The sequence below is a fragment of the Halorientalis regularis genome, from assembly GCF_023698535.1.
GTDB lineage: Archaea > Halobacteriota > Halobacteria > Halobacteriales > Haloarculaceae > Halorientalis > Halorientalis regularis.
Genome location: NZ_JALJCL010000022.1, coordinates 19,899 through 40,144 on the forward strand (window position 1 = coordinate 19,899; position 20,246 = coordinate 40,144).

16 protein-coding genes and 3 pseudogenes are annotated in these 20,246 nt (G+C 53.8%); 13 read left to right on the forward strand and 6 right to left on the reverse strand.

Features of this window, described 5'->3' with window-relative positions; translation table 11 throughout:
• The first annotated feature begins 2 nt into the window (after positions 1–2).
• The 3 genes and pseudogenes from MU521_RS19995 to MU521_RS20005 all read left to right on the forward strand — a co-directional run.
• Positions 3–368, forward strand: coding sequence for a hypothetical protein (locus MU521_RS19995; RefSeq protein WP_250864824.1), 366 nt, complete (start codon positions 3–5; stop codon positions 366–368).
• Positions 369–511: 143 nt separating this feature from the next.
• Positions 512–1,146: pseudogene (locus MU521_RS20000) on the forward strand (IS6 family transposase).
• A gap of 23 nt (positions 1,147–1,169) precedes the next feature.
• Positions 1,170–1,657: pseudogene (locus MU521_RS20005) on the forward strand (transposase); the annotation flags it as partial.
• A gap of 149 nt (positions 1,658–1,806) precedes the next feature.
• On the opposite strand, the gene MU521_RS20010 reads toward MU521_RS20005, so the two are convergent.
• A complete protein-coding gene (locus MU521_RS20010) occupies positions 1,807–2,982 on the reverse strand; it encodes a hypothetical protein (protein ID WP_139171211.1) in 1,176 nt (391 codons plus the stop codon).
• 243 nt (positions 2,983–3,225) lie between these two features.
• A complete protein-coding gene (locus MU521_RS20015) occupies positions 3,226–3,972 on the reverse strand; it encodes a BCCT family transporter (protein WP_250864825.1) in 747 nt (248 codons plus the stop codon).
• Here MU521_RS20015 and MU521_RS20020 point away from each other — a divergent pair.
• Positions 3,956–4,615 (forward strand): SDR family NAD(P)-dependent oxidoreductase, encoded by a 660-nt coding sequence (locus MU521_RS20020; RefSeq protein ID WP_245681248.1) that lies wholly within the window; start codon positions 3,956–3,958, stop codon positions 4,613–4,615. The genes MU521_RS20015 and MU521_RS20020 overlap by 17 nt on opposite strands.
• Before the next feature lie 29 nt (positions 4,616–4,644).
• Here the strand turns inward: MU521_RS20020 and MU521_RS20025 are convergent, their stop codons facing one another.
• Positions 4,645–5,178, reverse strand: a complete 534-nt coding sequence (locus MU521_RS20025; RefSeq protein WP_139171212.1) for a hypothetical protein — start codon at positions 5,176–5,178, stop codon at positions 4,645–4,647.
• A gap of 916 nt (positions 5,179–6,094) precedes the next feature.
• Between MU521_RS20025 and MU521_RS20030 the strand changes: the two genes are divergently transcribed.
• The 3 genes from MU521_RS20030 to MU521_RS20040 all read left to right on the forward strand — a co-directional run bounded on the left by MU521_RS20030 (position 6,095) and on the right by MU521_RS20040 (position 7,658).
• Positions 6,095–6,307 (forward strand): hypothetical protein, encoded by a 213-nt coding sequence (locus tag MU521_RS20030; protein ID WP_139171213.1) that lies wholly within the window; start codon positions 6,095–6,097, stop codon positions 6,305–6,307.
• Between the two features lie 389 nt (positions 6,308–6,696).
• On the forward strand, positions 6,697–7,089 hold the full coding sequence (locus MU521_RS20035) for a DoxX family protein (RefSeq protein WP_092695544.1): 393 nt from the start codon (positions 6,697–6,699) through the stop codon (positions 7,087–7,089).
• Between the two features lie 161 nt (positions 7,090–7,250).
• Positions 7,251–7,658: a DUF7475 family protein gene (locus MU521_RS20040; RefSeq protein ID WP_092695556.1), complete on the forward strand. Its 408-nt coding sequence runs from the start codon at positions 7,251–7,253 to the stop codon at positions 7,656–7,658.
• 302 nt (positions 7,659–7,960) lie between these two features.
• Here MU521_RS20040 and MU521_RS20045 read toward each other — a convergent pair whose 3' ends face one another.
• On the reverse strand, positions 7,961–8,542 hold the full coding sequence (locus tag MU521_RS20045; protein WP_139171214.1) for a hypothetical protein: 582 nt from the start codon (positions 8,540–8,542) through the stop codon (positions 7,961–7,963).
• Between the two features lie 776 nt (positions 8,543–9,318).
• Between MU521_RS20045 and MU521_RS20050 the strand changes: the two genes are divergently transcribed.
• The gene (locus MU521_RS20050) at positions 9,319–10,287 is read left to right on the forward strand and encodes a hypothetical protein (protein WP_092695546.1); all 969 of its coding nucleotides are present in this window, start codon (positions 9,319–9,321) and stop codon (positions 10,285–10,287) included.
• A gap of 328 nt (positions 10,288–10,615) precedes the next feature.
• A complete protein-coding gene (locus MU521_RS20055; protein WP_092695548.1) occupies positions 10,616–11,755 on the forward strand; it encodes a hypothetical protein in 1,140 nt (379 codons plus the stop codon).
• Positions 11,756–11,767: 12 nt separating this feature from the next.
• Here the strand turns inward: MU521_RS20055 and MU521_RS20060 are convergent, their stop codons facing one another.
• Entirely contained in the window at positions 11,768–12,343 is a 576-nt protein-coding gene (locus tag MU521_RS20060; protein WP_349356966.1) for a tyrosine-type recombinase/integrase, read from the reverse strand.
• A 964-nt stretch (positions 12,344–13,307) separates the two neighbouring features.
• On the opposite strand from MU521_RS20060, the gene MU521_RS20065 reads away from it, so the two are divergent.
• From MU521_RS20065 to MU521_RS20075, 3 genes are all read left to right on the forward strand, one after another.
• Positions 13,308–14,972, forward strand: a complete 1,665-nt coding sequence (locus MU521_RS20065; RefSeq protein ID WP_092695550.1) for a COG1361 S-layer family protein — start codon at positions 13,308–13,310, stop codon at positions 14,970–14,972.
• A gap of 2 nt (positions 14,973–14,974) precedes the next feature.
• Positions 14,975–17,341 (forward strand): efflux RND transporter permease subunit, encoded by a 2,367-nt coding sequence (locus tag MU521_RS20070; protein ID WP_092695552.1) that lies wholly within the window; start codon positions 14,975–14,977, stop codon positions 17,339–17,341.
• A gap of 342 nt (positions 17,342–17,683) precedes the next feature.
• Positions 17,684–17,845: a hypothetical protein gene (locus MU521_RS20075; RefSeq protein ID WP_175452959.1), complete on the forward strand. Its 162-nt coding sequence runs from the start codon at positions 17,684–17,686 to the stop codon at positions 17,843–17,845.
• Positions 17,846–18,316: 471 nt separating this feature from the next.
• On the opposite strand, the gene MU521_RS20080 is transcribed toward MU521_RS20075, so the two are convergent.
• On the reverse strand, positions 18,317–19,543 hold the full coding sequence (locus tag MU521_RS20080) for an RNA-guided endonuclease InsQ/TnpB family protein (RefSeq protein WP_092695554.1): 1,227 nt from the start codon (positions 19,541–19,543) through the stop codon (positions 18,317–18,319).
• 359 nt (positions 19,544–19,902) lie between these two features.
• Here MU521_RS20080 and MU521_RS21905 point away from each other — a divergent pair.
• Positions 19,903–20,246 (forward strand): annotated as a pseudogene (locus MU521_RS21905) (hypothetical protein); the annotation flags it as partial.

Here is a 20,246-nt window from a genome sequence, read left to right on the forward strand (position 1 = left end):
GTGTGCTACTCGTTCTACGACACCCTCTCATAACCCGTTATCAGACGGTCAAAGATACTCTCCAGCAGGCGCACAACAAGTCCGGCGACCACTGGGAGGCGGGCGAACTCACAGTCACTCTGGAGACTCCACAGGGAGAGGCCATCGAGGTGATACTGGATCTCGAGCAAGATCCGGCAGCTAATGCCCAGCAGCGCTACGAACGGGCCAAGCAGTTAGAAGCCGAACTCGAACAGCAACAGGCCGTGGTCGGGCAACTCGCACCACTCCCGGCCGATCCGGTGGCGTATCGGATTCTGTACGTATTTACCCCGAGACCGATTCCGCCAGTCTCTCGTAAGGGCGGCCCGACTGGTGTCGTAGATTGATGCGCCGGGCGAGTATGCGCGTTTCTGAGGGATGGTCTCCAGGCGAGAGACCATCCCGTCTCGCCTGTTCATGACCTCTTCGGAGCCTACCGGCGGTGTTCAGATAAGGATGAATAGTGAGGCGGTGTGTTTTCTGAGTGTCCATGCCCAAAAACACACGCCTCGGCGGGAGTATCGACCGGATCGACTTAGAGTTTGTTGAACGCGAAGCGACACCGCGGCTGCTGATGAAGTTCGGTATTCAGCTGCATCTCACCGGACTCTCACTTTCGAATACAGTTTGGCAATTGATATATTTGGCGTCGAGCGAGCGCGATCCACCGTGCATAATTGGGTTCACAAGGCAGATCTACAGCCCAAAACTGGATGCTGTCCGGATCACGTTGCGGTCAACGAGACCGTGATCCGACTCAACGACGAGCAATACTGGCTGTACGCTGCGGTCGATCCCGACACGAACGAATTACTCTACACAAAGCTTGAACCGGTGAGAACGAATGCTCTTGCTCACGCATTCTTTGCCGAACTCCGCGAGAAACACGACGTGGACGACGCTGTGTTTCTCCTCGATGGTGCAGCACCACTGAAAGACGCCTGCCAGCGACACGGCCTCGATTTCAGATACGAGCGCCATGGAAATCGGAACAGTGCCGAACGTGTCTTTCGTGAGGTAAAACGCCGCACCTCCTCGTTCTCAAACTGTTTCAGCAACGCCGAGCGAGACACAGTTGACGACTGGCTCCAATCGTTCGCCTTCGCATGGAATCAGCTAATCTGAACACTACCAGCCTACCAGGGAAGAGATCCTTGAATGCTGATGTCAGTGTCCCACATGAACCGGAACGAAGCCTCTTGCCTCGGAGTGACGATGCCAACGAATCAGACCCAAACAACCGAGATATCCTCGACAAAACTGGGACGATTGCCGAGCACGTCAGCCGCGTCGTCTTCCCCGCGTTCTCATTGGAACGCGGAGACGGCTGTGAGATTCATGAGAACACCTACTGGAGCTTACAGACCCATCTAGGGTTCCATGAGAACTTGGCGGCTAACGAGGGCGCACGTAGCTTCATCCACGAGTCGACGTGGGAGCGGACACCACTCGGGCACGCTCATTGCGATCACATTCGCGCCCTCTCTATCGAGCAGATTCGAGAGATATATGGACAAGTGACCGGCACCTCATCGACGAGGTCGCAGAGACAGAGGAGTTCTTTCGCGCAGGCATCGTCGCCATCGACATCACTGAGGCTGACCCCTTCACGGGCGATAGAACGGCTCACACCGATTCAACTCGGCTTACAAATCCTCGATTGGGAAGTACCGATTGTGTGACTGAATCTTAAACATGAAACAGGGGCAACTGCCATCCAAACTCCCTACACGCACCGATTGCCCCTAGTCTCTACCTTCGGCGCTTATCGGCACACCAATGCACCTACCACTGTATCTTGTTGATTTCGCTCATGTATTCCGTTCTATCATCTGATTGCAAGTGGGCAACCGCTCGTTCTCGATATTCTACATACCTTTCATCATCGTTGTCGGTTTTTGCCTCCGCACTCTCGGTGAGGTCATCCGCGATCCGGTAGAGTACAGTCGCAAAATCCAAACCTGGTTTTATTTCAGATTGCAAAACACCGTTGCCACGTGCAGTTCCAAATGCACGTTTCCCAGATGAGAGTGCGGTTGTGGCAGAGGTCAGGTCAAACGACGCATCCTGATATTCTCTATCAGTGTATAATTCAGTGCCCTTTTTTAAGTCAGCTAGCCCATCCCCGATCTCACTGATTCCCTGATCTAGCGAACGGAATGTCTGAATAAGTGCCTCGAACTGCGCTAACTTGGCTTCATATAGCTTTTCGGCATCTGAACCGATAACTTGCAGAGCGGTTGAATCGGCTTCCGATCGAATCAGATCAACCTCGTCTTGGACTCGTGCTGTATGATCTCGAAGCCGTTTCTGCGCTGCGTCAAAATTCATGGTGCCACCATCATAGAAAAAGTTCATACTGGTCTCGTATTCAGAAAGTGCTGTCTGTAATTCTGCCTCGGCGTTTGTAGTGTGCTTCAGAAAGATCCCTACCTGCTCAAGTGCCAATATATATACTTTCTGACCTTCTGTCGCATATTCTGTTGCTTTTCGCAATGGCTGTTTTGCATTGTCGATCTTGCTTTTCACTTGATATTGCGAAAATGATTCTGTTGTTGGTGTAACAGAAGTTATATCGATACGTTCCCCACCAAATCCTGCATAAATCTTTATTGCCTCGTTGAGGGTTCGGCGAGCTTGGACAAGATACTCCGTAGCCCGTTCGTTCGTTTCAGATGGAGTTGGAAGAGAATCCCGCTTGTTGTTTTCCTCACCGGCAATATCAAACGTAATGTCGGATCCCCCCTGACTTTTATTGAAGTCAAATTTTGGGTCATCTCCATAGTTAAACTCAAATGATTGGTTCTTGCCTTTTAAGCCAAAGTCAACAGGCGTATCCGCGCTGTTTCCGATTCCGAATCCACTCTTGTGGGCCCCGCGAGATTCTCCACCCCTTTTGTTTTGAGAACATCCTGCAGCGAGTATCGAGCCAATAGCTGCTAAAATTGCCCGGCGGTTCATGACATTGGGTACCTTACACCGACCTACTAACATAAGATGTTCGCCGGCTATGTCCGCCCATATAAGTACAGGCAATCAGGATACGAGTAGCCGCGCGACATAGCGTTCGTCGACACGTTACCGACGACGACCGGGAAGATCCAGCGCCGGAAGTGCGTGAGCGTGACGTCGAGGACTGAGCGAACCGACCGAACCTCCCGGGCACGAGAACCGTTGCTCGGACGGAGGGGACTGGATTCAGTGTCAATCGTCGGTCGGTTGGTTCTCCGCCACCCGGTCCGGTAATTTCCGTCGAACGCTCGACGCGATGTCGGTGTCCGTGTACTTGGATTCACTTAGCAACACGGGGGCGTGACGTTCGAGTTGCACGACCATGCCGACCAGCGCGATCAGACACAGTATCGCGGCCGGGATGCCGGCGAGGACGGTGAACGAGCGGAGAACGGAGATCCCACCGGCGAGAGTGGGTGCGATCGTCAGGAATCCCAGAACCAGCCCCCACGTGATCCGGTTGAGGGTCGACGGTGACGGTTCGCCCTCGTTCGCGATCATGGAGGAGCTAAAGGTCGCCGAATCGAGCGTCGTGATGAGGAAGCTCAACACGAGTCCCAGCAGGATCGCGGAGAACAGATCGGCGAACGGCAGCAGCTGATCGAACAGGGCGAAGCTGACGCCAGCGAGACCGACATCCGAATACACGGCCAGCAGGTCGGCCTGCCCGGTCGTCTGTAGCCAGAGTGCCGAGCCGCCGGTCGCGACGTACCAGGGGACGGTGAGTGCGAACGAGCCGAGAATGCCGGCGAACACGAGCTGGCGAAGTGTCCGGCCGCGGGAGATCCGAGCCATGAACACGCCGACCATGGGCGCGAACGTGAGCCACCACGCCCAGAAGAACACCGTCCAGGAGCCGAACCAGCCGCTGGCCTCCGGCGTGAAGTAGAGGCTCATCCCGACGAAGTCGGTCACCGGCCTCGTGAACAACGCCGGCATCGGCCTCCTGAACATCTACGACGAGGGGCGACTGCTCCACGACGTCGACACTGAGGACTTCCGCCAGATCATAGAGGTGAACGTCATCGGCGTCTTCCTCTGCTCGAAGTACGCCGTCCCCAAGATGATCGAGGTCAGCCGCGGGAACGTCGTCAACGTCTCCTCAGGCCTGGGTCGCCGTGGATCGGCCTGGTGGGGGCCGTACGTCACCTCGAAGTGGGCGCTGGAGGGGATGACCCACACGCAGGCAAAGGAACTCGATGAGTTCGGGATCAACGTCAACGCGCTCGATCCGGGCGGTCGCGTCGACACCGGTTTCTGGGACCACCTGCCGGACGAAGAACGAGCGGGGATTCTCGATCCGGACGTTAACACGACAGTACGAACACTCCCCGACGATGATATTCAGCTCGGATATACACAGTGGCGACTCCTGACTGTCGGCCCACAGATACCACAGTCCGATGATGCGGCCATGCGGCGTGCAGACTACGAGAATATGCTCCCCGACGAAACGACATATGAAAAGAATGACGCTGAACAGTATCGGATCATCTTCGCAACCGACTACACGCGGGAAATGACATTCGTGATGTATCCATTCGGCTCACAAAACCATAGGCCGCTTGTGTTCAGCAGGTGAGGAAAGAGTATTCTGTACCCGTTAGGTGGTCAAATGGTATATGAGATAGTGGCATCAACCGTGGCTGAAACCTTCTCAAACTGACCGGGTGGCGATGTTGGCCCGCGATCTGAGTGATCAAGAACTACATAATAGTTTCCCCGAGAGATGCTGATATTGTCAGCTGCTTCACTACCATCTACGGCTTGAATGGCGGTGAAGGACTGACCAGATCGGTAACGCTGGAAATTCCCAAGTGAAAGAACAAAGAAATCGATTTCTATATTATCTTGAACCGTAAAGTCGTATTCAACGGTAGCCGGTGACGAGACACTAAAGTCGGCATGTGAATTCTCTCCTTCAGACAGTTCGATTGTATCATCAATTAAAATATTGGTATCTGAGACTGGCGTCGAAGATCGCGCTTGTGTTGATGTTTCGATTGCTTCCGTTGTTGTTTCGGGGCCTTCGGTGTCGTCCGTTGAATCCGGATTCGGTGAGTCCGTTGCCGATTCGCTACTACACCCCGCAGTAGACATGGTAATTACAGCACCGACTGATGTGAGAAATTGACGTCGATCCATACTCGTACATTGTATCTCTTCATATATATAATTCCACCAGATAGCTAAGTGATGACACATTGCGAACCGAGTTATGTTGTGAACCCCCTCGGGGTCAAGCCCTGAGGTACTCGGCCTGCCTCGCCTGTAGAGGTGCGAATGGGAATTCGATTGATTATCAAAATCTGATGGGTGAGCGTTGACATCCTCCTCCGCGTGAACGCGGAGGAATCCCGAGCGGTGGGAGTTTCAGGTTTGGAGTCCAATCACCGGACTACAATTCCTTTCGGGCACGGGTAGTCCCACGGTATCGGACTAGTAGGCTGCTGGCCATGCCAAGTGGCCGTTACCCCTATCCTCGACCGTGTACGGCGTCCAGGTGTTGTTCTTGCCACGGGGACGCCAGCAGGCATCAGCGGAGTTGGGGGTATCGTCTGTCTCGCTTTGAGCAGTCGGCACAGACACACTCTTCTGGAATATGCGTTCACTGACTGCCTTTTCGGATACTGCCTCGTTACGTGGGCGGACAGGCCGCCTCTGAAGGACGGTTCGGAATCCGCTCCGTTCCGACCGATTCCTACCTCAGCGTAAGGCTACCTGTCATTTAAACGCCAGTATTCTGAAACTCACGGGGGGATCAAACGTGGATTCTCTCCCAAATTGACGGCGCGTATCCACGGCCTGAAGGCCGTGGTATTGCGCCTGTTCAGCCTATAAACTTTAGACATACGATAGACATGAAAAAGTATGCAAACATCACGGCGGAGATCTTTGGCAACCTGCGGGACAATGACCGGTATTGTGGTTTCGGGATGTGTGAGTGATGAAACACTCTCTAGTAGCAAAGATAATACACATATGTAGACAAAACGTCGTGATACTGCAGACGAATATAGAGCTGACACAGTATCTCCTCCCAGCGCGGATGTGTTAGCTGATGAGTCGAGAACCATTGAAGAAGGCACCTTCGCCGCATATGATTTCAGCATTGATTCCGAGACAGTTCAACTGCTATATTAATTCTAAAAATGGCTCCCTGGTTGATGTTTTTGTCATTTCAACCCGCGGTTTTGTAGGTATGAAAAAGACCAAGTTATTGAACCGGTTGCCACAACCGAAGACACAGCCGGTGATTCAGGCACGTTTGTGATTCCGAAGGGGAATTACTACTTTGTCATTAACCATATGAAAAACTAGAGGCGGAGCCGCCCGGGCAATTTGAATCAGTTCCTGCGGAGGTTGATATTGAAATTGGATATTGATGTTTTCGTCGCACAGAGGAACTGTATACTCTAAAAACCGCCTTCCTGCGTTTGAATATATCCTAATGGTGTCCAGTCAATTCGAGATGACCTACACACGCACATCCTTCCCAATCTACCGGCTCAAGCTGACACAGCCAAGATCAAACCTATCAGGATAAGCTGTGTGACCGTATCTAGAAGGCCTTGCGTGGCACGATATCGAACCACCACAAACCGACGATTGCCACCTGTGACAAGCGTGGTGGTTAAATTGCCAGCACCCTATCCACCAACCATGGTTGAGACTGAGACAGACGACACGACTGCACCGTCACGCCTTGGACGCTTGCTGTTTGGCGGCGGCCTTATTGTCCTGGCTGTACGGAACCTCACAGACCTCAACGGGCGAATTGCATATGCCAATGCCAAAGATGTTCCCAAAGCCGACACGCTTGTCCCGGCAGCCAGCGGCCTCCTGCTTGGGGGCGGGCTAGGCATCAGTGCGTGGAAATTCCCGAAACTCTCCGCTGGGAGTGTGACAGCTTTCTTCATTGGCGTGACGCCACTCATGCACAATTTCTGGGCCGTCGATGAGGAGCAACGCGGTGAGGAATTGACTGCCTTCCTCCAAAATCTCGCACTTCTTGGGGCGGCAATTGCATTCCTTCAGCGCGCTCGGGACGAGTAACTGACTGCCGCGGCTGCCGTGATTCAGTATTCACCCGCCAAGCCACCCGTAGTCAGTACAGTCGTACAACTGCATGACGCAGTGGTATGGAATTTGTGCCTGTTCTTCCGCGTTGAAAATCGACAACAGCACTGAATACACTCGTGACGATTGTGGAAGTGATGTCCACGCAATCATCAACCGCTAGTGGCTCGATTCTGAGTGCTCCCACACATCCGGTAGGGTACCTGGCCATCTTGGCAGCGCTGGTCACAGGCATTCTGCATCTCTTCCTCGGTCCACAAGTGATGGGCTTCAGCCAGCTGCTTGGTACCCTGTTCATTCTGAATGGGCTTGGCTTTCTGGGCGGTATCGGCCTGTATCTCAGTCGCTACTGGCGGCGAGAACTCTACCTGCTTACGGTTGCATACGCCCTGGTGACGATCATCGCACTATTCGCGTTCCAGGGTTTCAGTGTTGAGGCGTTCTACAGACAGGGCAGCCTCAATCCGATGGCGGTTGTCTCCAAGGCAGCTGAGTTGGTTCTCGCAGTGTGTGCTGGGTATCTGTATACTGCAACCGGTCGGTAACGGACGGCGGCCCAGCCACCGAGTTCGTGCTCACCAGCATCAGGTACGATCCCACCAGCCACATCAGCACAGACCGACACACCGGCGCCCAAACTCACGGCGCAGGATCAGATTTGCGCGGCGTTGAAAGAACTGAACGTCAAAGTCCCCAAGCAGCTGACCGACTGTCCTCCAGTTTGCGGTCTCAGCGAGAGAGGGAGAACACTATAGAAATACAACCGGATATGGCTGTTGTTAGAGCAATCCTTGAAAATCTTCAAGAGTCTGCTCTCACGGCACCCGTAGCGTTTGATAGAAGCGTTTTACACATCCAGTGTTCGTTCGAAAGAGAACGTCTCTGCTGCACCATTACTTGCTTCCGGTTCAAGGAATAAGGTGACCTCACCGTCGTTACTCTTGATTTTTGAACCGCCCCCAATCCCAACATCAATTTCGTGTACAATCCCAGACTTTTGTGCGCGGCTTGGTATATTGTCGATTGATTGAGCTTCGTTATACACTTGTTCACCACCCGTGCGTACTCGAATGCGGGCTGTTACCCCTTCTGCGGCCGCTCGGCCAGTGTTTTGAATCGTGTAATCAATTTCTCTACACGTCGTCCCACATTTAGTGATTGAATTCAGTTCTGCATTGAATTGTATGGAGGGTTCTGGTGTCTCAGTTTGCCCCGTTTCCTCGGCCGTAGAGGTCATATTCTGTTCCTCTTGAGGATCAGAGTCAGTCTGTTCTGATGAATCGTCATCTGTCCGTGGGTCCAGGGTTTCGACTTCCGGAGTTTGAGTATTTGTACCCTCACCCGAGTCTGATGAACATCCTGCTAGCAAAGCGGCCCCCGCAGCGGCAGCAGTTAAAAGTGTTCGTCGTTGTTTGATTGGTTCTTTCATGGTCTTCGGTTGGTAATCCCACCATTTTATAATAAATGTTTGCTCTATTCAATTGACGGTGTTCAGCCAAGGATCAAAGATTAGGCATGGTCTGCGTACTCGGCCCGAAAATATACGCCCCGGCGGTTGGTCAAGCTGCCCGGCGATGCGATCTCGACACAGCAGTGTTCGCTACCCGGCCCAACCACGCCACATTCACACGCCGATACACGGGCGGTGGAGTCAACGACACACAAAATACTATTTTTCCTGGTAGGATTCGGATGCCAAGGTCCTACCGGGGCAGGCCAACTGCCGACAGACACAGGGAATGATCCGGGCAATCCCAAGACGGCAATAGGTATCCAGCCCCGAACATATAGACGCGTAGTCAGGTGCCAACGCTTATTGGCATCGGCGTCGTTGGTTCAACTGGCCAACCTGGGGGTCGGCACTGGTGTCGGCCCTACTTGTCTTTAGTCTTGATGAGCACCAGCGCTGGCACACAGTCACCTAGACAGCTGTGAACTCTCCACAGCGTCAGTAGCAGCACCTTTCCCTGTCTTCGACAGCAGTCAAGCAGACAATCGTACCTACGACGACAAAGCGATTTTGGAGATAGTTGCTCGGATATGCACGATGGGTGAGAGCGTCCACGGCGAAGGCGAATACACTGGCTCACCGATGGTAGTACTACTGCCTCCCGCGATACGATTCTTCGAGTAGTCAAGCAATTCGCTACGCTCGGAACCGAAGAGGCACAGCTCACCATCGATGACTTCGCTGCGGATGATCGAATGCCGGCAATCACGGAAATCCGCGATACGCTGATGGACTCTTTCGAATCTGCAACTGACCATATCTTAGGAACGATTCGTGACGACGATCCGTTCGATGACCGCCACGTCACCGCCGCTATCGGCATTACTTACGAGCGATTCTGGCCCACGCCGTGGGAGAACAAGGATGAGGGGGTTGCGAAGAGTACATTCCTACCGATGGTAAGCGGCTACAAGCACGATGGTGAGGTGAAGCGCGGCTACAAGTACGCCATTATCACGCTTGTAGGCGATGTCGCTCCGATCATCCTCGCTGTTGAGCCCATCAAACCAAACTCTGTCTGGGAGAATAAAGACGCCGCCTCGTACGCGAAGGGCGAACTAGTTGCACGCCTTTTGAACCAGGCACAACAGTATGTCGACATTGACGAAGTGATGTTTGGCCGTGGCTTCCACAGCTACGAGGTCTACACAGCCGTTGATGAACGCTACCCGACGTATCTTGCACCTGTCCCGAAGTACGCAGATGACCTCGACGCTATCGAGGATATCAAATCGACCGAGGGTGCGGACGCTGGTGTCATTCACGATGTGCCGTTCAGGAGTGACGATGGCTATCGTCACTCCGCGGAATACGTCTATGCGCCGGTTGATACTGATGATGCTGACGGGAACTACGGCGCATACAGCACGAACCGTGACCACGTTGCTCCCGAGGAAATCGACTCGGTCATCAACGAATACAACCGCCGACGGGATATCGAGAACCAGTACAAGTCTATTGAAGAGTTCCTCCCGCGGACATCGTCAACTGACTACCGCGTGCGTCTGTGTAATTTCGTGCTGGCGTCACTGCTGTACAACCTCTGGCAGCTCACCGATTATCTCATCAAGGTCGGGGTCGGCGAACCGATCCGGTCACCGCCAGTCATCTCGGCAAATACATTCGTTCGTGCATTGGGTGACTTCCTGCGCCGGTACGATTAAGCACGAAGCCACCTCTCGGTTTGCGTAGTTTGTAAGCGGCAGCACTCTCCGAAGTTGACTTTCTTGACGCTTTAATCCGACAATTCCGGGGATTCTCGTCTGAGTCTACTTCCAGTTTAGCTACCAAGTAGTTTCCAGCTGATATCATGTGTGGAATAGTATCATACTCCGGTGTCTTGGTTGGAGCGCCCGTCATCTACTCAACGTCTGATTTCTCCGATAGTTGTCTGACAAATGGCGAACGAAGGATTGGTATACGATAAGTACCCAACACATGGCATAAGCCGAGTTATATATGAGAGAAATTACTAATGACACAGTTACATAGATGGCAGATGGTCCGCGCAAGCACCAGTTAGAAAATCGCGATCTCCGACAGGCTCAACAGGATATTCGGAACCAATTCGATGAAAAACGAGATATACAGAGGCGCGCTGAGAAACTCGTCAAGTCTGTTTTAGTGCCCTTTGGCGCGCTATTGCCGATTCTCGCGCTGATACTATGGATTGAGTCTGGTACTGTTCTTGAACTCTTTTCACTCAAGAGTATCACGGCGTTGGCCACAGAAGCAACGACAGAGACGTTCCTCCAAGAATATGACTCAGAACTGATTGTTTCTATTGCTATATTTGGGACCTTCATACTTCTCGCTCATGCAATTTATTTTGTGTTTGTGAAGTTCTTCCCGATAGCTATCGAACTGATGTCCTCAGCGGAGATGCGCTCGGGCGTGAAACCATCGCGATATGCGGCTATACATGGTGACACCGCTGATGAAAAATCTGAACGATTACTCCTCTTGGATCTAATATCTGCCTTAGAACACAATCAAGAGGTCCTCAACAACTTGCAGACACAGCTTGATGAGTCATTACAGTATTTGCAGAAAGGCGTCACACTCCTCATTAGTTCTCTTCTGATTATCTTTGTCCCACTCATCACCCAGAGTTCGCTTGGCTTTGTCGTGGGGAGTGTTGGCGCAGCGGTAGCTGGTGCACTACTGTTGCTGGATGAAGTTACGCTGGCAAACTACAGTGGTCTGCTTGTACATGAACCGAAGATCGAGTTTGCGATCGCCGTTGCTGTACTCGCGATTCTGCCACTGAGTCTGTTTTCTACTGCTCCACTCATTATCGTGGGGCCACTTGTCGTAGTGGTTGCCCTCTCGTATCCTGCGGTGCTGTGGTTTGCGATTGGTGTCGGTCTTGATGCGCGACTAGCAATAGCGACACGAACACTGCTTTTTACCGTGATTGTCGCGGTGCTGTTAGGCGCAGTTCGGGCCGGAATTCGAGACTTGCCAACTGCAGTCCTCAATATTTCACTCGGTGTGATAGGATCGCTGACTTATAGTATCGGGGCACTGCTGCTGGTCAGTCTGATTGATGCGGCAGCTCGGACGGGATCACCATTTGCGAAATCTGTTATCAATAGGCTTCGTAGCGAACACAGGGGCAAAAACGAGTGATGCAATGTTGGGTCAGGCTTCAGTGATGTGGTCGTAGATCTGCTCAGTAGTCTGGATCGAGCGGTACCGGAGTCGATTCCGCACGTCGTAGAGTGTGTTGCCGGTCTCGTGGTTTATCATCCAGTAGGCGACGCCGTGCCGGAGTGCGTGGGGCGACACGTCGGCTGGATCGCCTTGCGTCCCGCCGATCTCGTACGGCCGCACGTCGGCTTCGGCGGCGGCCTTCTCGACGACGTTCCGGACACCCTGGGTGGTGATCCGATCGTTCGAGCATGAGGGAAAGAGTGCATCGGGATTTTTCCAGGGCGTGTTCAGGTACGTGGTGAGCGCGTGTGTGGTATCGCTCGTGAGCGCGAGCGTCTTTGGGGTCGGAGAATTATCGTTGGGGTAGTCCTCCTGGATCTCGGTCGTCAGGTAGAGTTTGGCGTGGTGCCCGCGGAGGTACTCGACGTCGACATTGACCAGCTCCCCGACCCGGAGGTCGGCATCATACAGCAGCGCAATCATCGTGTCGTTCCGCTCGGCGAGGTAGTCCGCGCTGGTCTGGAAGACGGCTGTTCGCATCTGGTCGACCTGCTCCGGTGTCACTCAGACTTTCGCACGAACTTAAGAATTTACAGACTCGGACACCACAGTACACTTTCTTTATAAGCGAAATGGAGCGCATCCGCTTCGAACTTTGGACCTCGCACGTAGAGTCCTAAGTTGAATCCGGTGCACGGCAGAGAGCATCGGATACCGGGTGTTCCTCCAGATCGCCCTTCGTAACCATATCAACCGTTTCCAACTGGACCTCACGGCGGGAGTGTCTGCCGGGCAGCGCCCCGACAATCGTTTCTGTCGCCATTGATTTCGACACAACGCTCTTGCGTAGTACATTGTTGATGACGCGCTATCGTGTAGTTTTGATTTTGGACCTGATCACAGAACCCTCCTCTGAACACCGTCGTCACCGGTTCAGACAGCGGTCAAGATCCATCCCAGAAACGCAGAATGAGATATCAACAACCTGCTTCACAAGGTCGTTTGAACAATGCGGGGATAGGAGCAACTGTGTACTGGACGCAGATCAACCGCTTGACGGGCTTCACCCTCGGAGTTAAGCCTCGAGGCACTCGCCCTGCTCAGCCCATAGATTGGGTCAAAACTGAGAGTTATGATTACGTAGCTGAGAGTAGGTAGTTTCAACGTGCGATATTGCGAATTTCAGCAGCCATTGTTCCAATCAGACTTGATGAGATCATTGCTCAGTACCATTGGCTAAACATCTAAATTTGGCAAAGAGCAACTCATTGGTCTTGAATAACTCAATTTTCGTTATATAGGCGGTGGTGCAGAAGTATTTACAGACCCTCTACTGCCATATCTCGATTTGTAATGTCGCTCGACTGCTTTTCAGGAATCGAGAACAAACCTTCGCTAATCAACCAACCACTGATGAACTCTCTCCAACTGAAATCCGTCGATTTAGACCTTGAGACGTATTCTGCACCACCGCGTATATCATGTGTTCAGACACATTTATGTATTTGTGCACAATATTGTGTGTTGTATGCAATATAGGGCTCGTCGGCGAATCGTAGCAGGTGCATTGGTGTTGTTTTTAGTTGGAGCGTCTCTGACAGTGGTCCCAGCATCGGTTGCAGCAACCCAGTATGACGACTTCTCAGAACCGGAGTTGGAACCAACAGTACAATCAGGAAATACGCTGTCACCTGGCGAGACAGCAACCGTTACTGTGGCAGTGCAGAACCAACAAGGGGGGAATATGAATTTTGATCGATCGATCGGTGATCTTTCTCAGGTGGTTCAGACACACCAAATTAGGCTTGGGTCGGCAGGTACAACGACTGCAACGGCCAAATCTGGGAATGCACCACTCGAGGTGAAATCTGGCCAGAAAGGCCTTGGGACGATTCCTGCAGGCGGAAGTAATCAAGCAGCGATTACCGTCGAAGTTGCTGAAGATGCTGCACCTGGAATGTATCGCCTGCCGGTGACGATGACGTACACGTACGTCGACCAGATTATTGTTAATGACGATGGGTACTACGTACTCCGTGATACGGAGACGATTACAGGCCATGTGACTGTCCAGATCGAAGAGTCGGTTCGTCTCGACATCGTCGAAGCGACCGGTGAGGAACTTTACGATAGTGCCGATGGCCGTATCGCGGTAACGGTCAAAAACGGCGGGACGGAAGTCGCCCGGAACACTGAACTCAGTATGGTTGAGTCCTCCCAGTTTAGACCCCAAAGCAACGGGGTCGCACTGGGCCGTCTCGCTCCAGGCGAGACGGCGACGGCGACCTTCCAGACTACGGTGACCGGTGCCGAAGAAGCAGGGACGTACGGCGTTGATTTCCGATTACGCTACGAAGACGAGAACGACAATCCGCGGCAGTCGGCAGTTCGGACGGCCAACGTTTCGGTCACTGCCGGTCCCCAATTTGATCTTACGACATCGACATCGGCGCTGTATGTCGACTCGACTGGCATCGTTGAATTGTCAGTGACGAACACAGGCAGTCAGCCAGCGACAGATGCTCGGGCCCATTTACACTCAATGGAACCATTTGCGTTACTTTCGAGCGGTTCGAGCCTCGGAACGCTTGAACCGGGCGAGTCTTCGACGGCGCGATTCAAACTCGAAGTACCTGATCGGGGGCTTGATGGAGCGTACCCACTGTCGGTGACCATTGTCCACGATGATCTGTACGGTAACACTATTGAGAGCGAAACGATGTCGGCTGATGTGTCAGTCGGTCCTGAGCGATCATTTGAGGTGGTGAATACGGCACAACTCCCAGCAGGCTCGACTCAGACTATTGAGCTTACCGTGCGAAATACTGGTAAGACATCGCTGAACGATAGCGAAGTCCGCATCAACACGAACTCGCCATTTGAGACAGACGACGACACAGCTTATGTTGGGACACTCGCGCCGGGCGAGACGGCGACTGTCTCATTTACTGTCAGTGTCGACAGTGCCGCAACAACAAAGACATACTCAATTGATACATCAATCAAGCATGATAATGCGTTCGGTGAGAGTGTCGTCACCGACATCGAAACTGCACCTGTTCACGTCACTGAATCTGAAAGTGGGCCATTTGGTATTGGTATGACCGGGCTGGCAGCTCTCGTACTTCTCCCACTGTTGGTACTCATCGGCTTTGTGTACCGAACTGACCTCAGTGATCATATCCTGCCCTGACCATGCCAACAACGCTCGGACGCGCCGTCCGCGACGCTCTTGAAGCGACAGGTAAGTACGCTGCAGCCCACCAGCGTCAGGTGTTTGCTGTCGTACTTGTGACGGCGCTTGTTTCACTGGGCGTCGGTCTTAGCGGCGTCCAGATGAGCATGGGGATGACTCTGTACATTGACGACGACTCGCAAACGGCCGACAACTGGGAAACGGTTAAAGAAGACTTCGGCGTCGGCAACAACGTATTCGTCGTTGTCAAGTCGGACCGGCTTTACGATCCCGAAACGATCCGCGCTATCGACCGCCTCGACCATCGCTACCGCACAAACGTCGACGGTATCACGCGGGTCACCTCGATTGCTGATATTGTCAGATCGGGTAACGACGGCGAAATTCCGGAGACTGAAGCCGGCGTACGTCGATCCATCGATCAAGTACGGGAGCAGAGCGAAGCAGGTGCAGCGATGGTTGCGCGTATAGTGCCAGAGAGCGGGACGACAATCGTCCTTGCGACGTACGGAAGCGTCGATCGGTTCGACCGGGGAAATTTTCTCCCACAACGTGGCTCTGATATTGTCTATAGCGAAGTGCGCGGCGAGACGGCGCTGGCGTCGCTTCCACCAGGCATGTCGACGACGATCACTGGCCAACCGGTGTTTGAGAATGCCGCGTTCGGGTTGATGCTCCCAGAGATGATTGCGCTGTTCGCTGGCGCATTTACGCTTATTTTCGGCGTGATCTACGTCGTCATGCGCGGCAAAGTTGAGCAGGGTTGGCACGTTCTGTTACCGCTTGGAACCGCGCTGACAGCACTCGTCTATATGATGGGCGCGATGGGGGTGTTGGGGTACGATTTCAACGCCATCATGCTCGGTGTCATGCCCATCGCGCTCGGCCTCGGCATCGACTACGGTCTCCAGATCCACTCGCGGTACGTTGAGGAACGCCGCGCTGGCGTTACCCCCCTCGATGCGGCGGGCGTGGCTGCACAGACCACCGGGCGCGCATTACTCATCGCCATGGGGACAACCGTCGTCGGCCTCGGTTCACTGCTTGTGTCCGCGGTACCTCCGGTCAGGCAGTTTGGTGTTACGAGTGCTATTGCCGTCTTCGCGGCGATGGTGCTGTCAGTGACTCTTCTGCCCGCTCTCCTCGTCCGCTATGATACGGGGAATCATGAGTCGCTTGAAGCTACCGGCGAAACGGCCCGCAGCGATGATTGGTTAGAAGCCGGAGTCTATCGCTTCACGCAAGTCGTGACCGGAGGCAAGCCCCTGTTGACACTCCTGGTCGCATTGTTACTCGTCACCGGTGGTGCATATGCCTACCCGCAGGTTGAGCCACGGCAGGAGATGATGGACTTCTGGCCGCAGAATCTCGATGCGAAAAACGATATGGACCGCTTGTCCGACACTGTCGACAGCCCAAAGGTCGTGTACGTAATGGTCGAGACTGACCAAGCGTACACTTCCAAGACGTTCCGCGATGTCGCGACTTATCAACGCCTGATGCTGGCGAACGATCAGGTCAACGCGGTCCAAAGTCCCGCATCCGCAATACGGCTCCGAAACGATGGGCGAATACCGGATGACAACGCAGAATTGGACCGACTCATTTCGAGGCAGAGTACCGAGGTGGGAGTAACGAGCATCCAGCCACCTGCCGAGAATCCGAGTACAATGCTCTTGACGTTCTACGTTGATGATATCGAAGGAGAATCCGTCCGGACGCTCATCTCGGAGTTTGAGTCCAACGCTGACGCGACGCTTACTACCGCCGAGGAATTGAGTGTAACGGGTAAACCGGTCCTCAACCGGAACGTTATCGAAAACGTCACTGCCGGCTTGACACCCATGACGCTACTATCGTTTTCATTGGGGCTTATATTGCTCTCACTGGCGTTTCTCTCTTGGCGTATCGCCGCTGCACTTATTGCCAGCGTGGCCGGGAGCGCTGCCCTGTTGGTGACTGGCTGGATGCATCTCCTCGGAATCCCGTGGAACCCACTGACAATCACGATGTCATCGCTCACGCTTGGTATCGGTGTCGACTACGGTATCCACGTGTTCGAACGCTACGAGTACGAGATCGAGACAAACGGTCAAACAGCGGTTGGTGCGGCCGCGACAGCCGTCTCGAAACTCTCTCGTCCGATTGTCGGGTCGAGTTTCACTACTATCTTCGGCTTTGGTGTTCTAATACTCTCGCGATTTCCCGTTCTCGCGAACTTCGGCACGACAACGGTTCTCGCTATTGGTATGTCGCTCGTAACGGCTTTCACCGTCTTACCGGCGGTACTCAGCCTCGGACCATCGCTTGGTATTTCAGCTACAGGGGCTACTGCCAACAGACCGGATAGCACAGGAGGTGATTAATTATTTCGGAGCAGCCGACTCCGAGATCGTCACACTCAGCGACCAGTTTGTCTACTTCTTGCACGATTTGCTTATCAACAGCGACTCCAAACATCTATTTCGCCATAGTTATGACATGTTAAGAACAGCGTGGAATAAATACACGGCGCTTTGGATTCGTTGGAGCTGGTTCAGCAAACCATGGGAACCCTTCTATGACAGCCTCGTTGGACTCATCGAAATAGGTACCCCATTTGTCATAAACCCCGGTCCGATTAGGTATTCATCTGTACTGACCACAGCCCGTCGGACAATCTCGGGGAGATGGTAAGCTATATATTTGAGGATCCATGCCCGCCGATGATGAGCGAGCACCCTCCCCTCAAAGAACAGGCAGAGGCCCATCTCGAACAAGCTCTCAGCGCGGACGATCCCGACACGAAGAACTTCCACATCCGGAGTGCGCTGCAGTTTGAGGAGTGCATTGAGGCGATTGAACAGGATGACCACGCCCACGCTGACTGAAGCTGAGTGACTGGGCCAGCGTTGTGAGAGCTTCGCCAGTCGGAGACACAGCTCAGCGGCCCGTGGTGCCGGCGGCCAGCTCGTATGCGCCGCGCGATGATCCCGTCCCGGACTCGTCAATCACCCCACCAGTCCATCTGATCCGCGGCTCAGTATCACTCGCAGCGTGTGTACGCCTAGTTGGCCGACGTACTGTCTGTGGCCTGATCGATAATCTGGAAAATTGGGAAGTCTTCGGCGTAATCGAAAGAGGCAAAGACAGCCTGGTGGCGCTCAGACGGGAACAGCAGCACGATGAGGTCATGGAAAAACAGCGATTTGCGGTATATTGTGCTTGGTCGACAATCTGTCGAAACTGGCTGCCTGAAATCTGATTCGCCATGATGAGTCGGTACGCTTCCTCAAGATCGGCCTCCGAGTAGTGATCGGCCACGTCATCGCGCACGTGTCTGATTGTGAATCGCCTCGGGGTCAAGCCCCGAGGCTTCCTGCTTCGATGACGCGCTTTGCAGACACCGTAGTGGTGTCCGTAGGGAGCGCAGTCTCCACAGACGTGTCTTCGGGCCATCCCAGCCCTAATTCAGAAAAACCGCGTTGCAGGACATTCATCGCCGCATTCGCGTCACGGTCACACTCAAACCCACACGCCGGGCAAGAGTGTTCCCGAACCCAGATGGGCTTCGCCGTCTCCACACAGCACGACGCACACTCTTTGGTTGTCCCTTCGGGTTCAACCTGCTTGACGTAACAGCCATACAGGTCGGCCTTGTATTCGAGCAGGGTGATGAACTGCCGCCACGCCGCATCCTGCTTGTTGCGAGCGTTGTGCGAGTCTTTTAGCATCCCCTTCACGTTCAAGTCCTCGACGAATACGGCGTCGTACTCGCGGACCAACCACGTCGTTATCTTGTGCTGGTAGTCCAGAACCTTCTGACGGATGTGACGCTTGACCTTGGCAACCTGCTTCCGTTGTTGTTCGTAGTTGTTCGATTCCTTCTCCTTGCGAGACAACTTGCGTTGTTCGCGGCGAAGACACTCGTACTCGTCTTCGAGGTCGAGCCAGTCCACCGTCTTGCCATCAGACGCGTGGATGTAGTTCAGGATGCCGAGGTCAATCCCGACACTGTTGCTCGCGTCGAGCGTGTTTGCGTCAGGTTTCTCGGGCAGGTCGGCCTCGTCGGTTTCGAGGGCGAAGGAGACGAACCATTCTCCGGTTGTCTCTTTCTTGATTGTGACTTCCTTGATGTCGGCGTTATCGGGAATTTCGCGGTGGTAGCGGATGGGGATGTCACCTATTTTGCAGAGCCAGAGTGTCGCGCGTCGGCCACTCGTGTTTTTGAGTTCGAAGCCAGACTGCGAAAACGTCATACTCTGGAACTCCTTCGGCGACTTCCACTTAAGTTTCCCAACCTTGTTCCCGTTCTCCTTCTGGTCTTTCAAGTTCGAGAGGTTGTCGTAGAACCGTGTGACGGTTCGTTGCAAGGCCTTCGGGTTGACCTCTGAGAAGATGGAAAACTCGTCTTTCCAATCGGGAAGTCGGTAGTGGTGTTTGTACGCGGAGCCGATATTGTCGGCATCCACGTTCTCGTATTCGTACCGAGTATAGTTGTACGCTTGGCGATGAATGTCGATGTGACGTTCCAGTTCAGCCGCTACCTGTTGTGTCGGGTACGCGGGGTAGCGGTGACTGTACTCCATCGCTGTCTCTTGATTAGAGGTGTATTTACTTAATGATTTGTGCCACGGGTTGTCGGCTTCAACCCCGGGGTCAAGCCCCGGGGCATTCGCCTTGACTGCCTGAAAATCAACTTGTCCTAACTCAGCGACAATTCAGGGGGTAGCATCCTCAACATCTAGAATAGATTCGGCGACTGGTGACGTACAGTAGCAAATGTGTGGTGATATTAAAAACTGCGTGACTCTGAATTGCTGGTTAGTGAGCGGCGACTCGACAGCGCTACGGCTTGACCAACACGCGAACCGGATGCGAGCCGCCAGCCCCGACCAACCACAGCAGACTTCATACCCACTACCCGGCCAGCAGCGGCCGGCTGGCAGTGCTGCCCGCCGCCCGTGCCGCGCTGGCTCGTGAGCAAGCGCGCCCGTACTACGAAGACGCCGTCCCCGCACACGGTATCTTCCATGCCACCCGCGTCCGGGACGCGGCCTGCCAGCTGGCAACCCAGCACCCGGTCACTGTCGACCAGGAACGCCTTGCCGTGGCCGCGTGGCGACACGATATCGGCCGCCCACGCGAACGCGTCGGCGAGGTCGTTGAGCTACCCACCGCTAAAGCGGTGGGATTCAGCGTGGACTCCCGTTCTGGCCGACTCATCGTCGGCAGGAGAATAGCCTCCGTTCACGTTCAACGTCCCGCTGTTCAAGCGCACGCCCAAGGGTG

Bases quoted from the DNA above. Each gene is read 5' to 3' on its own strand.
- MU521_RS20010 (WP_139171211.1), bottom strand. From the start codon at position 2,982: ATGAACCGCCGGGCAATTTTAGCAGCTATTGGCTCGATACTCGCTGCA.
- MU521_RS20015 (WP_250864825.1), bottom strand. From the start codon at position 3,972: ATGCCGGCGTTGTTCACGAGGCCGGTGACCGACTTCGTCGGGATGAGC.
- MU521_RS20025 (WP_139171212.1), bottom strand. From the start codon at position 5,178: ATGGATCGACGTCAATTTCTCACATCAGTCGGTGCTGTAATTACCATG.
- MU521_RS20030 (WP_139171213.1), top strand. From the start codon at position 6,095: ATGAGTCGAGAACCATTGAAGAAGGCACCTTCGCCGCATATGATTTCA.
- MU521_RS20035 (WP_092695544.1), top strand. From the start codon at position 6,697: ATGGTTGAGACTGAGACAGACGACACGACTGCACCGTCACGCCTTGGA.
- MU521_RS20040 (WP_092695556.1), top strand. From the start codon at position 7,251: ATGTCCACGCAATCATCAACCGCTAGTGGCTCGATTCTGAGTGCTCCC.
- MU521_RS20045 (WP_139171214.1), bottom strand. From the start codon at position 8,542: ATGAAAGAACCAATCAAACAACGACGAACACTTTTAACTGCTGCCGCT.
- MU521_RS20050 (WP_092695546.1), top strand. From the start codon at position 9,319: ATGCCGGCAATCACGGAAATCCGCGATACGCTGATGGACTCTTTCGAA.
- MU521_RS20055 (WP_092695548.1), top strand. From the start codon at position 10,616: ATGGCAGATGGTCCGCGCAAGCACCAGTTAGAAAATCGCGATCTCCGA.
- MU521_RS20065 (WP_092695550.1), top strand. From the start codon at position 13,308: ATGCAATATAGGGCTCGTCGGCGAATCGTAGCAGGTGCATTGGTGTTG.
- MU521_RS20070 (WP_092695552.1), top strand. From the start codon at position 14,975: ATGCCAACAACGCTCGGACGCGCCGTCCGCGACGCTCTTGAAGCGACA.
- MU521_RS20075 (WP_175452959.1), top strand. From the start codon at position 17,684: ATGAGCGAGCACCCTCCCCTCAAAGAACAGGCAGAGGCCCATCTCGAA.
- MU521_RS20080 (WP_092695554.1), bottom strand. From the start codon at position 19,543: ATGGAGTACAGTCACCGCTACCCCGCGTACCCGACACAACAGGTAGCG.